This window comes from Halalkalibacter hemicellulosilyticusJCM 9152, from assembly GCF_000513115.1.
Lineage (GTDB): Bacteria > Bacillota > Bacilli > Bacillales > Bacillaceae_D > Halalkalibacter > Halalkalibacter hemicellulosilyticus.
This window is the reverse complement of record NZ_BAUU01000039.1, coordinates 1-15517: the sequence shown is the minus strand read 5'-3', so window position 1 is coordinate 15517 and position 15517 is coordinate 1. Positions and strand designations below refer to the sequence as shown.

The following is a 15517-nucleotide window of genomic DNA, read 5'->3' as shown; positions in this document are numbered from 1 at the left end:
TTTCTAATTACGTAATGGCTTCCCTTTCATTAGCATGTGCTCCATTCTCGCTTGTGTCTTCGGTTCGCCACATAAACTTAAAAATGCTTCTCTCTCCAAGTCGAGCATATATTGCTCGCTCACCAATGTACCAGCTCTCACATCCCCTCCAGCTAATACATAAGCAAGCTTGCTAGCAATTAAATGATCATGCTCACTTATTGCCTTTGCTAGCATCATTTGTCTTGCTCCGAGCTTCATAATGGCAGCTCCTTCTCTTCCAGCGACACGGATCATCTGTTCCTCTTGAGGTTGATATCCGTTTCTAGCGAGCTGTAATACAGTCTGTTTCGCTTCGTAGATTCGTTGATCCTCATGTATAATCACTCGATCATTTTGACGTAAATACCTAATCTTTTAGCATCATCAGCACTAGTGGACACTTTCGCCATTCCAATCGTTTGAAATAACTCATTCAAAGCAGGCTGAACATCGATCTCCGTATTCATTCGACGTATATATTCCTTACAGCCTCCACCTGCAGGAATTAAACCAACACCGACCTCTACTAATCCAAGATACGTCTCAGCATGCGCAACAATTTGATCAGCAGGTAAACAAACCTCCACTCCACCACCTAACGTCATTTGATGCGGAGCTGCAACAACAGGCTTTACACAGTGCTTTAACTTTTGCATCGTCTGCTGGAATATGTGGATAATATGCTCAACCTCATCCCACTCTTCATCTTGAGCTTCCATTAGAAGCATCATTAAATTAGCACCGACACAGAAATGCCTTCCTTCATTCGCCAATACAAGCCCTATATAATCACGTTCTACTAATTCAACAGACTTCTCAATCATTTGTAATATATCCGCACCGATCGCATTATTCGGTGAATGAAACTCTAGACAAGCGACTCCATCATGAAGATCAATTAAGCTAGCTCCTTGATTACTTGTTATTGTGTGTTTTTTCTTTAATGGATGTAGCGAGATTTTCTTATCATGTACCTTCCTCTTTTGCCACCCACCATCTTTCACAAAATAGCCATGTTGCCCCTCTTCTTTATAGAAAGACGTATGTCCAGCAGCTAGCCATTCATTTACCCAATTCGGTATGACCTCCCCTTCTCGCTTCATTCTTGCAACTGTTTTTTCTACGCCAAGGACATCCCACGTTTCAAATGGTCCAAGCTGCCAATTAAAGCCCCACTTCATCGCCTGATCAATTTCAACAATTGAATCAGCAATCTCCCCTATCTTCTCTGCTGAGTAGAGCAGTACTTTCTTAAGAACTGTCCAAGCAAAAGCTGAATATTGATCATTCGCTGCAAGTAATGCTCGTAATCGTTGTCCTGCGCCCTTAGCAAGCTTTGCTGCTTCCAATGATGCTCCGTCTACTTGTTTTCTTTTTTCGTACGTTAATGTATGAACATTCAACGCTCTTATTTCCTTGCCGCTTCCAGTCCTTACTTTTTCGTAAAAGCCCTTCCCTGCTTTTTCACCTATCCAACCTTTTTCTACTAATTTCAATAGCAGCTTTGAAGGTGCAAATACGCTCTTCTCAGCTTCATCTTCGACCTTTTCATAAACATTGTTTGCAACTTGGGTAAACGTATCAATTCCGACTAAATCTAACGTCCTAAACGTTGCACTCTTCGGCCGTCCCATGGCCGGTCCTGTCACTGCATCGACCTCTTCAATCGATAACTCATACTCGTTCATCTCTTGAAGCGTCACTAACAAACCGTATGTCCCAATCCGATTAGCAATAAAGTTCGGTGTATCCTTAGCGATAACGACTCCTTTTCCAAGTTGATTTTCTCCAAATTGAACCATTTTCTTCACAATCTCTTGCTTCGTATGCTCACCAGGAATAATTTCCAACAGCTTCATATACCTTGGAGGGTTAAAAAAGTGCGTCCCTATAAAATGTGATTGAAAAGAAATACTTCTTTCTTTGATCATTTCATTTATTGACACACCTGATGTATTTGAGCTAACAATCGTTCCCTCTTGCCAAGCCTGCTCTAACCGTTCAAAAAACTGTTGTTTCACCTGCACGTTCTCTACAATCACCTCGATGACCCAATCAACTTCTTTCACTTTCTCAAGGTCATCATCAATATTTCCAGGTCTAATTCTATTTACAAAATCGTTAGTGTATAGTGGAGCTGGTTTCGTTTTCTTTAATCGTTCAATTGCTTGCTTAGCAAGACGATTTCGAACTTCTTTGTCTTCAAGTGACCAACCTTTTTGACGTTCTTGTTCCGTCAACTCCTTCGGGCAAACATCAAGTAACAAACTTGAAATACCAACATTCGCTAAATGAGCAGCAATACTAGCTCCCATCACACCTGAGCCAATGACAGCCACTTTACGAATGACTCTTTCCATTTGTTCCCCTCCCCTCACCGAACACGGCAAGCTCCAAAATTTCAGCAATATCACGAGCTTTCACTTTCTCTTCCACTTCCTTTTGCTTCGTTCCATCCTCAATCATCGTTAAGCAATATGGACATGCACTACTCACGACAGTCGGATTCACTTCAAGTACCTGCTCCGTTCTGGCAACGTTCACCCGCTTTCCGACCGTCTCTTCCATCCACATCATTCCTCCTCCTGCACCGCAGCACATCGCATTGTCATGATGTCTTTCCATCTCAATTAGTTCTACACCTTCAATGGACCTTAATACGTTTCTTGGTTGCTCGTAAACAGCATTATATCTACCTAAATAACAAGAATCATGATACGTAATTCGTTCGTCCACCTTATATGTTGGTATTAGCTTACCTTCTCTTACTAACTTTTCTAATAACTCAGTATGATGAAGAACATCCACCTCTTTTAAGCCAAAGTCAGGATATTCATTTTTTAATGTATGATACGTATGTGGACATGTCGTTACAATCGTTTTCACATGATATTTTTGGAAGGTAGCGATATTTTCCTGACAAAGCTCTTGAAAAAGAAATTCATTTCCCATTCGTCTCGGCGTATCTCCTGAGTTTTTTTCTTCGTTTCCTAAAATCGCAACATTTACTCTTGCATGATCGAGTAAACGTGCAAACGCTTTTGAAACAGCTATACTACGAGTGTCATAAGATCCCATCGAGCCTACAAAATACAGAATATCGAAATGTGGATTTTCCTTTACAGTCGGAATGTGAATACCGTCTAAGTCATAGAGCCAATTTGCCCGATCGCGACGATTTAACCCCCACGGGTTTCCTTGTCGTTCAATATTTTGCAGCGCTCGTTGACCTTCAAAAGGAACCTTTCCTTCCATCAACATCAAATGACGTCGTAGATCAACAATTTTATCAACATGTTCATTATCAACGGGGCATTGATCCTCACAATTTCGGCATGTCGTACACGCCCATATTTCTTCCTCTGTCATGACATCACCGATTAACCGAACAGATTGAGGATCTTGATCAGTTGCGCTCCAGCTTTGCTGCTGCATATCCATCGTTGCCTCAATTAATGTTCCAACTTGGTTATGATCATGGAGCACGTCTCCACTCACTTTTTGAAATGAATGAGTCTCACTTTGAAATAATGATGCCGGCACCCATGCTGTCTTGGAAGTAACAGCTGCACCTTTTTCCGTTAAATGATCACGCATTTTCGTAATAAGATGCATCGGAGACAAGAGCTTTCCTGTGTTTGTAGCGGGACAAACATTCGTACAGCGACCACACTCCACACAAGCATAAAAATCAAGCAGCTGTTTTTGCGAGAAATCCTCCACTTGGCTGACTCCAAACGATTCTGCGTTCTCATCTTCAAGATCTAATTTACTCAATTTTCCGACAGGCTCAGTTCTTTTCAGAAAAATATTCACTGGAGCTGTTAACAAATGAAAATGCTTTGATTGTGGGACATAGATGAGAAAAGCTAATAAAATCAGTAAATGGAGCCACCAGCTAACAAAAAATAAACCCGAAGCAACTGTAGAGTGAAGACTATTAAACGGAAGTGCCAAAAATGAAGAAATTGGAGCATAAGCTGAAAAAGCTAGATCATGCATCACACGCTCGAAGGTTAACGTTAAATAGACAGAGATCATTAATGAGACAATAAAATAAATGACGATACTAGGCTTTTTTCCTCGCTTTAATCGTGGTAGCTTCTCAACGTAGCGTCGGTATGCTGCATAACCAACTGCCAGTAATACGAGTAATACCGTCATTTCTTGGACAAGAACAAAGACATCATATCCAGGTATTGGCAGCTTCTCAACACCAAACCCCTTTATGATAAGATCGAGTGCCCCTAACTGCAAAATGATAAAACCATAAAAGATCAACAGATGCATCCAGCCACTCTTTCGATCCTTCAGTAGCTTTGTTTGCCCAAACACTTCCTTACCAAACACACGAATTCGTTTCGATAAATCCGCCTTCAGCTCTGTTTTCCTGCCAAGCTTCATATAGAGGTAACGATGATAGACAACCTTTACGAACAAATAAAAGCTGCAAACGCATACAGTTAGAAACGCCAGCAACTGCAGCCATTGAGCCATCCCTCTCCCCCCTCCAATACTACAAACTCTCTGTCTGTACACTTATATTGTCGATGAATAGAAGATATTCATAGGAAACAAGCTGTTCTAGTCAATTTACATCATTCTTCTAAAAGTAAGCATGTTTGCATAGGCAAGCAACATAGATGTATAGAAGTTAAGAAGGAGAGGAGTGTCGAGCATGAATATTTTTGTGTTATTGAAGCAAACGTTTGATACTGAGGAGAAAATCTTCATTGAAAACGGAAGGGTTTCAGAGGACGATGCTCAATTTGTCATCAACCCATATGATGAATACGCCGTCGAGGAAGCGATTCGCCAACGAGATGAGCATGGCGGAAACGTATCGGTGCTTTCCGTTGGCCCAAAGCGATCAAGTGAAGCATTACGAACAGCTCTAGCGATGGGTGCTGATGAAGCCATTCATCTTTTAAATGACAATATACCAGAAGATGAAAGCTGCATAGCGAAAGTGCTGTCAGCCTTTTTTCGAGACAAGGAAATTGACCTAATACTTGGAGGCTACTTTTCGATTGATAATGGTGGTGGTCAAGTGGCTATTCGTCTTGCTCACGCACTCAATCTCCCTCATGTCAACTCGATTACCTCACTTTCAATACATGAAGGTTCAGCACAAGTCACACGAGACGCTGAAGGGGACCTCGAAACGATTAACGTCACGTTACCAGCTTTATTCACCGCTCAACAAGGATTAAACGAGCCCCGCTACCCTAACTTGCCTGGAATTATGAAAGCAAAGCGCAAGCCTTTAAGAGAGCTCCTAATTGATGATCTTCACTTATCTTCTGACGACTTAATTGCCAAAACAACACAACAGACTGTCTTCTCACCACCGAAAAAAGTAGCTGGCGAACGTCTAAATGGAGCTCCACCTGATCAGGTCAAATCTTTGATTGCTAAGCTACAAGATCAAATCCGTTTGTAAAGGGGGTATAATTGTGAGCCAAACGATTCTTATTATTGCGGAACACCGAAATGGCGAGGTCCGCCAAGTGACTTTTGAAGCGATTACAGCGGCACAAATCGTCGATGCTAGCTCCATTAACGTTGTCGCCATTGGGCACAAGCTTGAGACAGTCGTCGAAACCTTGTCGAACTATGAACTTGATACGATTTTCACAATTGATGATCAATCCTTATCTCATTATATTCCTGAGGCTTATGCTCATGCTTTGGGTGAGGTCCTCGAAGAATGCCAGCCAACCGGTATCATCTGTGGACATACAGCAATCGGGCGTGATCTTGCACCGATGCTCGCTGCAACACTAGATGCTGGGCTCATCTCTGATGCTACTTCAATTGAATGTGTTGAAGAACATATTGTCATTACACGTCCCATTTATGCTGGTAAAGCATTTGAAAAAAAAATATTCCACCAGTCACCGTGGGTTTTAACGATTCGACCAAACAATGTATCAGCAAGTACTTTGAAGGGTAACGTTGCTCAAGTAAAGAATATATCATTTAAAAAGCCTCCCTCTTTACAATCTACAATTATAGACATTGTCCAAAAAACAACTGGAAAGATTGACTTGGCCGAAGCAAAAATCGTCATTGCCGGCGGTCGAGGAGTTAAAAGTGCTGAAGGTTTTAAACCACTTGAACAATTAGCCGACGTTTTAAATGGTGCTGTTGGTGCATCTCGTGGAGCCTGTGATGCAAACTATTGCGACTACTCATTACAAATAGGGCAAACAGGAAAAGTTGTCACACCTGACCTATACATCGCCTGTGGGATTAGTGGTGCCATCCAGCATGTTGCTGGAATGAGTCAATCACGGATTATTGTCGCTATCAATAAAGACCCTGATGCGCCGATTTTTTCAATAGCTGATTACGGAATTGTCGGTGATTTATTCGAGATAGTACCGCTATTAACGGAAGAGTTTAGAAAGGTAATGAAAGAAGAGGCGTGAAACCAAATGAAAACCGAAAATATGTAATCACCCTTACCAATTAAAAGTGGAAAACCGACCGCAACCGGAATGGGGGCACGATCCTGCTAGTGGGTGCTGAACTAACTGGCTACGCCAGTGGAATTCAGCTAGCCCTATCCTCCTGCTGGAGACGGCCACCCCATCCCGTCCGCTTGATATGCATTTCTTCCCAGATACAATCTTTTCCTGCGCCTCATTGTTAGAGACTCTCAAATAACCATCCATCATGAATTTTTCTGATGAATGCTATTTTCATTTATCCTTTACAATATAATCGTTTTGGCTTTTGATAGAAACGAAAGGTCAGTTGCTTGACACTGTACTAGTACAAATCAATTTCGTTCGCTTTTGCTCATCTATACCTATTTTTTAAAATTCATCCTTAATTTGTATGCTCTATAAGAGTGGGTAAACGAAATAATAAGCGTTACAACCAAAACAGACAAGAAACCAAAAAGTATAAATTGACTAGGTAGAAATGCACACATCACTAATATGATTCCACCTATAAATAAAGGTAATGAAAATGGTCGAAGAATCACATTCCATGCCTCGTTCATAGTTTGAGGAAGATTTTTTGACTGTTGGTCAACATCCACTATAAACCGAGGTAGTGTATTAGCAGTAGTAACTAGAACAACTCCTACAATAATTGGGATAAGTCTAAGTATTTGAAAGTCCACACCAGTAGCTACAAGAAGTATTCCACCGTGAAGAAGAAAGAGTAAAAATGTTAAACTCAAAAATATATTTTCAAAGCCATCCTTATATCGAGAGTAAAATGTTTGATTTTTTATTAATTTGGGCATTAGTAAAAGTTGTATTAAAACAAGTAAAAGAGTTCCAGGTAATATAAACAAGATTACATAGCGACTCCCAAAAGCTGCTTCATCGATTATAATAGAATTTACATACACATATAAACTTATTCCAAAAGAAACTAGTACGAGTAAGATGGTACTAATTATTTTCATTATTGGTTTCCCCCTTATGATTATCACTAAACTGAACAACCCATTTCATCACATCTTGGAAAATAGTAGAATTTAAAGAATAGTAAACATATTGACCTTTTTTAATCGAAAAGACAAGCTGAGCATTTTTTAGAACATTTAAATGTTGAGATATCCCTGGCTTACTCATATTGAAATGTTGAGCTATTTCACCGGCTGTCATATCTCCGTTACGTAAAATATCCAAAATCTTTCTTCGATTCTCATCTGATAAAGCTTTAAACAGTTCATTAATTGTCAATTCATGCAAACCTCCTTACGGATATTTAATTAATTAAGTAATTTCTTAATTAATTAAATTATAATCACTAAGACTCGATTTGTCAATCCAATCTTAGCGATTTACTTGCTTTGAACTCATTCTACTTACAACGTCTTCTCCAACACAATTTTGTGCCTACCCTTATCGTCCGTATAGGTTCGGATCACATCGAAACCCATTTTAATATTTAACAAAAGCATTTGTCGCCATCTGTTCATCGTTTTTGTCTGTACTTTTTCATAGCCCAACTCTTTCAATGTAGTGTGTTGCTTTTCCATTAGCTTTGCCGCTATTCCACGCTTTCGATAGATTGGGTCCACACCGCCTAACCAGCTGTAAAAGGTCTTATTGTCCAGCTCATAGCCTATTTTATAACCAACTGGTTTACTTTGATGGAGAGCAAGATGAACAATTATTCGTGGCTTGTCTGTCATTTTATCAATAATTGAGTGAGACGGACCAAAGACCGTTTTGTGTAACACATCTACTTGATTTAATTCTTTATCTGTTAATGGTCGATCAATCGCTTCATACGTAATCGTTACTGCCAATTTAATACCCCCCTCTTATTCATTTCCTAATTAGGGAAACGATACATAGTCTAGTTCTACTCTTTTAGTAAAAACAAACAAAAAGGCTGTCATATTACCTAACGCATCTCCTTACAGTCCTCGCGATCCTTGATAAGATGTAAGTAATTAAATGAGCGACACATTCAGGAGGGAACATTTAATGAAAAAGAATGGCTTAAAAAACCCAGGAATCTTCACAGTCATCCTTCTCACGATTAGTTTATTTACATCATAAATGGTTTACTATAACATCACACATATGTATAAGTTGAAGCCAGTGTTCCTCAAATGGAAACTGGCTTCTTTTATTAACAAAACAATCAGCATCATTAGAGGTACTGTTTAGCAATTTCTATTTTTATTCTCCATAATCATATCATCAATAGCTATATGAAGTAAATCTCGAGATTTGCCACATAAAAAGCTTGTTATATTACCTGACGCAATCTCTTACAGTCTCATATTTTTTTGCTAGGATATAAGTAATCAAATGTACGACACATTCAGGAGGGAATGTATAATGAATAAGAAAAGCTTAAAAAACCCAGGAATCTTTACAGTCATCCTGCTCACGATTAGCTTATTTGTTTCATAGAGAATAAAATAATTCTAATAAATTCACTGTACATGTTGAGCTGAGTTCTTCTAATTGAACTTCAGCTCCCTTAATAAGAATAATTCTTTACGTTCTTATTCAAAAATACCTATCTCTCTTAAAAAGTAGAAGAAGCACGCTCTTTGTCAGCATTCCATACTTTTCTGACCTTTAACTGGCTCTAAAATTAAATTCACGTGTGATCAACAATCTCCAGCCCGAGTAATTTTGCAAACCCCACTGCTTGCTCCTTTGATACAGTACACCCTCGTAACGCATCAAAGCTTACATGAAGCTGCTCGAAGGTCGAGGTACTTAAATTCACACTTTTTAAGCTTGTCTCGATAAAATCAACATCTGTTAAATCACTTTTAGCATAGTTGATGTTTTTAAACTGACAACCGTAAAAATTCGCCCCTTTTAACGATGATTTTTCAAAATGTACTTGTTTTAAAGTTGCTTCAGTAAATTGACTGAGATCGATGATGCACTCTTCAAAAGTCACATGACCAATGTGAGCCCCCGAAAAATCAATCCCCGTTAATTTACAATCCTTAAACACAACTCGATGAATCAACCCTTCTCGTAAGCTGGCATTTGCTAAGTTACAATTTTCAAATACGACATCTGTCAAATCAACTGCTGGAAGATTCGCTTTGTGAATGGTGATATTTTTAAAGAACACTTTAGACATAATTGCTTTACTTAAGGAAAAATCTTCAATCGTTTCTCCTTCTATTTGCGCTTGTATTAATTCATGTTCATCGTCGTCATATAGTTCGTGAATAGTCGTTTCTCTTAAGCTCATATGTAATTTCGGTTGATCGATTTTCACTTTTTTAGCCATCTATTCACCTCCATAAATTAAGCAATTGCTTATAATATAGTTTAAGAAAAACGCGACAGCGTCTTTTCATAATGGCATTGTGCGGAGCCATTACAACGGTTTGCAGTGATTCTGAAAGAACCCCACTTTCAGAATCACATGTAACGATCAAAGCCAATGCTCTCCTGTGAATTGGCCAACACCCTCTTTGCCGTGTCCCCCATTTCTTCCTTGAGTTTTATACATTCTTATCTTTTAAAGAAAAGCGATACCTACAATAAGTATCGCTCTTCCTTGCCTTTTACCGGCTCGCTATTACGAGTTTATTAACTGCGCTGAATAATGCTCTAATTGATGAAGTCATAATATCAGCGTCTATTCCACAGCCCCAAAAGACATCACCATTTCCAGCTGTAATTCCGACATATGATACGGCCTGAGACTGTGATCCCGCTTCTAAGGCATGCTCAGAATAAGCAAGATTTGAATATGGAACTTGTAGCTTTTCTTGAAGCATTTGACTAATCGCATCTAGCGTTCCATTACCAATGCCAGTTAATTCTACCTCTTCCCCATCTACCTTAACCTTCACTTTAACAGATGATGAGCCGTGATCGCCTAACGCATAATGAAGAAACTCAACTGGCTTTTCAACATTAATGTATTCTTCTTTGAAAATCCCATAAATTTCTTCGGTGCTCAGCTCTTTGTTTTGATGATCCGATACGTTTTTCACTCGATAACCGAAGCTTTCGCGCATTTGTAGCGGTAAATCTAATCCGTACGTTTGCTTCAACACGTAGGCGATACCGCCTTTTCCTGACTGACTATTAATCCGAATTATATCACCTTCATATTCTCGGCCAATATCAGCTGGATCAATTAATAAATACGGTACAGTCCAATGATCACCTTCATGTGATTCACGCCACTTCATTCCTTTTGCAATAGCATCCTGATGCGAGCCTGAGAACGCCGTGAACACAAGCTCCCCACCGTATGGATGACGTTCATGTACCTTCATTTTCGTCATGCGCTCATAAACTTCAATAACACGAGGAAGATTGTCTAAGTTTAACTCTGGATCAACACCATGTGAGAATAAATTAAGAGCAAGAGTGACAATATCAACGTTCCCAGTACGCTCACCATTACCAAATAAAGTACCTTCAACACGATCTGCTCCAGCAAGCATTCCTAGCTCTGCATCAGCTACACCTGTACCCCGATCATTATGCGGGTGAATCGAGACAATGACATTATGACGATATTTCAGGTGATTACTCATGTATTCAATTTGACTCGCATATACATGTGGCATCGAAAGTGATACGGTTGCTGGAAGATTGATGATCACCTTATTGTCTGTAGTTGGCTTCCAAACATCTAACACTCGATTACAAATCTCCAGCGCAAAATCAATTTCTGTCCCTGTAAAACTTTCAGGAGAATATTGAAAAATAAAATCTCCCTCTGTCTCATCAGCACACTGCTTTAAGAGTTCTGCTCCTTTAACTGCAATATTAATAATTTCCTCTTTTGACTTACGGAATACTTGCTCACGTTGAGCTACTGATGTTGAATTATATAAATGAACGACTGCCTTCTGTGTTCCTTTTAACGATTCAAATGTCTTACGTATGATATGCTCACGTGCTTGTGTCAGCACTTGAATGGTTACATCTTCTGGAATCAAATCTTGTTCAATAAGTGTTCGCAAAAAAGTAAACTCTGTTTCAGATGCAGCAGGAAAACCGACTTCAATTTCTTTAAAGCCTAAATCAACAAGCGTTTGAAAATATTCAAGCTTTTCCTCTAAGTTCATTGGGACGATTAATGCCTGATTCCCATCACGAAGATCAACACTACACCATTGAGGTGCTTTCGTTACATATTCCTTCTCCATCCAATTTGTACACTTTTCAGGGGGCATAAAATACGTTCGTGTATACTTTCGATAACTTTCCATGACAAACATCCTCTCCTTCAAAATAAAGCAAAACAAAAAGCCTATCATCTCCTTAAGAGACGATAGGCTGAACCTACGTGGTACCACTCTTCTTGATTTGCATAAGCAAATCCACTCAACAACTGATTACGGATGTCATCCGTTAAGGCCTTATCAGCCTCACCACTCCTGGGTAAGTTGGGGATTCTGTTGACTGCCTTTCACCGACCGACAGCTCTCTACACAACAGGGGCTCCTTAATACTCCCAATCCTCGCGTTTTTAGAACTTTTTGAAATTTTTAATTTTACTCATTTTATCGCTTTATCGTTTTATCTGTCAAGGGGGTTTACAGAATCTTTTTAATTCTACCATTCTAATAAGCTTATCTTTGGAGAGTCTATGAGCGTTAACACCATATCAACGTCCGTTAGTTCAAATGGGAAAACAACTCCTGCATGATGGCTGCCAACTGCTTTAACAAGTGCAGCTGTAACCATTGCTGTTAATTGATAATCAGAAGGCGTTGATAATACCCACGCCTTCTTTTTTTGTTCTCCTAATATCCTACCAGTCACTTCAACTGTTAAAAAGGCCTCTTCTCCCTTTGACTCATTATGATTTACAAAACGTGTCAGCCGTTTCGGATTTTCCATTGTAACGATTAGCTTTAATAAACCTGTATTTTTCAAGACCGAAAGAATATGATTAAAACGATTACTATTCCATCCAGTCCAATAATGCATGGATGTTACACCCAATTTTCTAGCTACATATTCCTTTTCATCATGATGAATCTCTCTAACAGTCTTTAACGTCTGTTGACGACCAAAAGGAAGCTTCTTATGTTTTGTAAATCCAGGATACGTTAGCTGTCCGTCTTTTGTTACAGGTTTTGAAATAATTCGAAGCATATCCACCATACCCGTTATTCCGGCTTTAGCATTTGTATTTTGTAGCAATGCCACATCCACATTGATTACTTCATCAAAATGTTCCACTGCTTTTTTCACGAGTAACGCAGATAACCCAGGGTAAAATCCAGACATAATAACAGAACTAACTTCCTTTTCAAGAGCTTGATTATGGAACAATTCTACTTGTTTGCTAAACGATGAAAAAGGATTCACATCGATGCAATGTACCTGCTTCTCTATACAAAGTTTCTGTACAGTTGGTTCTTCTTGCTTTAATGCGACGATAACTACATCTACATAATGAATAGCCGTTTCAATACTAGCTCGATTCGTTAAATCAACATAACAAAAATCGGTTTGATTGCCTAACGATTGAGCTAATTGTTTTCCTCTTTCTATGTGATAATCAGCTACAATTAATTGTGCCTCGCTCTTCATTATGCTAAGTACCTCGGCACAAACAAGTTTTCCTAATATACCAGAAGATCCTATAATAAGAACCTTTTTCATTCTCAATCGTACACCTCTCAATTAATCTATAGCCAATAAAGTGACTAAACCTATAATCATAGCAAGCAACAGCATGATTGATTACCATAGAACTCTTGAATCTTTAAGAGCATACACTAGATTGTATCATTCACTAACAATATTAACATAAAAATCCATAAAAGGATCCATCTCAAATTAGTCATCAACATACATAGTTTGAAGGAAAGTGCCTATACAACAAATGTCACAACTGTATACAATAAAGCCGTTATTGCAGCGGCTATTAATGCAGGTTTTAATTTATATTTCGCATAGTCAATAACCGTTAATCCTAATATTTTGGCAATTGTGTTCGTATCATCACTTAATGGGGAAGCAAATGCTCCGAATGCTCCACTTGCAAAAACCGCACCTACAACAAGTGGGAATGCAACGTCACCAGCTATTGCAAGAGCCATTCCGAGCGGCATGAGAATTCCCCACGTTCCCCATGCAGAACCAATAAAATACGAAACGGCAGCACCGAACAGGAAGACCAAAGGAGCAATAAAAAGCGGTGGAATCCAGCTAGTATGCGCTGTAACAAAGCTAGAAAAACCTAAATCATCTGTGACAGATGACAAACCCCAAACGACGGAAAGGAGAATAATGACACTCATTAATTCATTTCCACCAAACACAAAGCTTTCAATTAAATCAGATAATTTGAATTTCTGTAGTAGATAAAAAAGCATCGTGACCATCGTCGTCAATAATAACGCAACGACCATTGCATCGAGAACATTTGCTCGAATAAACGCTTCGAGTGGACCTACTCCACGCTCATACCCGTCCCACCATGTCAAAAATAATGTCAAAATAATTACTAAAACAAGTGGAACAACTAAGTTCCATGGTTTAATCGGTAATTCCGTTGAAACGACTGGATGACATTCATGCCAATCGTCATCCTCTTCCTGCTCTGCTATTTCCAACGGAGCTGTTGACTTTTTCTTTGCATGATGAAAGAAGCTTAAATAAATTCCTAAACCGATCATGACAATAGAAAAAAAATTAAAAGGTATACTTTGAATAAAGAGAGAGTAAGAATCGATTTCAAGCCCTTCATTCTCTGTTGCCATTTGAATAACGGAAACCATATATCCGACAAATGCCGTCGCAACAGGAATGAGGACAATAACAGGGGTTGCTGTCGTTTCAATAATAAATCCTAATTCAGCAGTCGTCATTTTCACCCTTTTCAACAAAGCCCTCATTATCGGTGCGATTGTAACAAAGCGAAACGTTGGAGCACTAAAGGTCCCAATTGTGGACACATACGTCAAAACTAACGCTTGCTTTCTCGTATGAATTCGTTCAGCAGCCTTCTCTACAAACCCTCTAATCCCACCAGTCACTTTTACCATACCAACTAATCCAGAAAACGAATATAGAAAGACTATAATTTTAATATTATTTGGATCAATTAACGCTTGAACAACATAAATAAACATTGCTTGAACTCCACCTAATAAGGTCGGTTCGATTAAATAAGACCCTACTAAGAGACCAACGAATAAACCTGGGAGAACTTGTTTCGTATAAATCGCAATGGGAATCACAAATAAAAAAGGAACAATCGCAAACCAGCTTGATTCCATTCTGCTCACCTATTCTTTAGACATCATTTAACCTTTTTATCATGTGAGCAAAAATATAAATTATACAAAGACATACACACACATACAAAGATCGAAATTTGAATATACTAGTAGTACATAAGGACAATGAATGAATTTCTATAGTAAAATGAATGTGGAGCTAGAATCAGATAGGTCGTTGAAAAAGAGAGAGTTTGTCCCTATGAAAAAGGAGTGGAGAAAATGGAACTGAATTTATTGGAATTGTATGAGGAGATGCCAGATTTCCACAATCATAATGAAGCCAGCCTATGGTTTCATAAGCAATTCCCAAACAATATCCAATTTAAAGAAATTGACACGATTAACGGAACAAAGGTGTATTACTATCACATCATTAAAGATCGAAAAACGTATGAAGAGTACATGCAAAGCCTAAAAGAGCCGCTAGAACACACTATCATATCGAATGAACCATTCAATAGCTATTCTACTGTTGAAATTAGTGAGGATGGTGGAGTGAGTATGACGGAATAAGCATTACACTAATTGATCGTTTCGTTCAAAAGGCATAACGCGCGAATCCAACACTTTCCTCTGATTCACTTACACCCTCCTTATGTGAAGCTGCTTATAATATTATAATCTTATTTTCAAGTAAGAGACTGGGACAAAAGTATTTTCATAAGTGAGATACTGAACAAATCTAGAGTGGAGCACATGCACCGCTCCTGAATTATACTTCGCTTTCCGCGGGAAGCTGGTGAGCCTCCTCGTGCTTTGAAGTGAACCCCAAAA

General features: G+C 38.9%; 11 protein-coding genes, 1 pseudogene and 1 other annotated feature. Of the genes and pseudogenes, 3 read left to right on the top strand and 9 right to left on the bottom strand.

What is annotated here, in order from left to right; all coding sequences use genetic code 11:
- Positions 1-3: 3 nt before the first annotated feature.
- Both JCM9152_RS18570 and JCM9152_RS18565 read right to left on the bottom strand, forming a co-directional pair.
- Positions 4-2381 (bottom strand): annotated as a pseudogene (locus JCM9152_RS18570) (3-hydroxyacyl-CoA dehydrogenase/enoyl-CoA hydratase family protein).
- The gene (locus JCM9152_RS18565; protein ID WP_035346853.1) at positions 2362-4518 is read right to left on the bottom strand and encodes a (Fe-S)-binding protein; all 2157 of its coding nucleotides are present in this window, start codon (positions 4516-4518) and stop codon (positions 2362-2364) included. The pseudogene JCM9152_RS18570 and the gene JCM9152_RS18565 overlap by 20 nt, the downstream one beginning before the upstream one ends.
- A gap of 181 nt (positions 4519-4699) precedes the next feature.
- On the opposite strand from JCM9152_RS18565, the gene JCM9152_RS18560 reads away from it, so the two are divergent.
- Both JCM9152_RS18560 and JCM9152_RS18555 read left to right on the top strand, forming a co-directional pair.
- The gene (locus JCM9152_RS18560; protein WP_035346851.1) at positions 4700-5464 is read left to right on the top strand and encodes an electron transfer flavoprotein subunit beta/FixA family protein; all 765 of its coding nucleotides are present in this window, start codon (positions 4700-4702) and stop codon (positions 5462-5464) included.
- A gap of 13 nt (positions 5465-5477) precedes the next feature.
- Entirely contained in the window at positions 5478-6455 is a 978-nt protein-coding gene (locus tag JCM9152_RS18555; protein WP_035346849.1) for an electron transfer flavoprotein subunit alpha/FixB family protein, read from the top strand.
- 383 nt (positions 6456-6838) lie between these two features.
- On the opposite strand, the gene JCM9152_RS18550 is transcribed toward JCM9152_RS18555, so the two are convergent.
- From JCM9152_RS18550 to JCM9152_RS18520, 7 genes are all read right to left on the bottom strand, one after another.
- On the bottom strand, positions 6839-7450 hold the full coding sequence (locus JCM9152_RS18550; protein ID WP_035346848.1) for an SdpI family protein: 612 nt from the start codon (positions 7448-7450) through the stop codon (positions 6839-6841).
- Positions 7437-7724, bottom strand: coding sequence for an autorepressor SdpR family transcription factor (locus JCM9152_RS18545; RefSeq protein ID WP_162831728.1), 288 nt, complete (start codon positions 7722-7724; stop codon positions 7437-7439). The genes JCM9152_RS18550 and JCM9152_RS18545 overlap by 14 nt, the downstream gene beginning before the upstream one ends.
- 131 nt (positions 7725-7855) lie before the next feature.
- Positions 7856-8302, bottom strand: a complete 447-nt coding sequence (locus JCM9152_RS18540; RefSeq protein ID WP_235715766.1) for a GNAT family N-acetyltransferase — start codon at positions 8300-8302, stop codon at positions 7856-7858.
- An 809-nt stretch (positions 8303-9111) separates the two neighbouring features.
- Entirely contained in the window at positions 9112-9765 is a 654-nt protein-coding gene (locus JCM9152_RS18535; RefSeq protein ID WP_035346840.1) for a pentapeptide repeat-containing protein, read from the bottom strand.
- Positions 9766-10045: 280 nt separating this feature from the next.
- Positions 10046-11713, bottom strand: coding sequence for a 2-isopropylmalate synthase (leuA, locus tag JCM9152_RS18530; RefSeq protein ID WP_035346839.1), 1668 nt, complete (start codon positions 11711-11713; stop codon positions 10046-10048).
- A 52-nt stretch (positions 11714-11765) separates the two neighbouring features.
- Positions 11766-11975: a binding site (T-box leader), on the bottom strand.
- Between the two features lie 84 nt (positions 11976-12059).
- A complete protein-coding gene (locus tag JCM9152_RS18525) occupies positions 12060-13118 on the bottom strand; it encodes a saccharopine dehydrogenase NADP-binding domain-containing protein (protein WP_035346838.1) in 1059 nt (352 codons plus the stop codon).
- 212 nt (positions 13119-13330) lie between these two features.
- Positions 13331-14740, bottom strand: coding sequence for a Na+/H+ antiporter NhaC family protein (locus JCM9152_RS18520; protein ID WP_035346837.1), 1410 nt, complete (start codon positions 14738-14740; stop codon positions 13331-13333).
- A 222-nt stretch (positions 14741-14962) separates the two neighbouring features.
- Here JCM9152_RS18520 and JCM9152_RS18515 point away from each other — a divergent pair, with 222 nt between their 5' ends.
- On the top strand, positions 14963-15256 hold the full coding sequence (locus tag JCM9152_RS18515; protein ID WP_035346836.1) for a hypothetical protein: 294 nt from the start codon (positions 14963-14965) through the stop codon (positions 15254-15256).
- Positions 15257-15517 lie beyond the last annotated feature (261 nt).

What these genes read in the sequence shown, in the direction of transcription:
- JCM9152_RS18550 (WP_035346848.1), bottom strand. Translation starts at nt 7,450, where the DNA reads ATGAAAATAATTAGTACCATCTTACTCGTACTAGTTTCTTTTGGAATA.
- JCM9152_RS18565 (WP_035346853.1), bottom strand. Translation starts at nt 4,518, where the DNA reads ATGGCTCAATGGCTGCAGTTGCTGGCGTTTCTAACTGTATGCGTTTGC.
- JCM9152_RS18535 (WP_035346840.1), bottom strand. Translation starts at nt 9,765, where the DNA reads ATGGCTAAAAAAGTGAAAATCGATCAACCGAAATTACATATGAGCTTA.
- JCM9152_RS18560 (WP_035346851.1), top strand. Translation starts at nt 4,700, where the DNA reads ATGAATATTTTTGTGTTATTGAAGCAAACGTTTGATACTGAGGAGAAA.
- JCM9152_RS18520 (WP_035346837.1), bottom strand. Translation starts at nt 14,740, where the DNA reads ATGGAATCAAGCTGGTTTGCGATTGTTCCTTTTTTATTTGTGATTCCC.
- JCM9152_RS18515 (WP_035346836.1), top strand. Translation starts at nt 14,963, where the DNA reads ATGGAACTGAATTTATTGGAATTGTATGAGGAGATGCCAGATTTCCAC.
- leuA (WP_035346839.1), bottom strand. Translation starts at nt 11,713, where the DNA reads ATGGAAAGTTATCGAAAGTATACACGAACGTATTTTATGCCCCCTGAA.
- JCM9152_RS18525 (WP_035346838.1), bottom strand. Translation starts at nt 13,118, where the DNA reads ATGAAAAAGGTTCTTATTATAGGATCTTCTGGTATATTAGGAAAACTT.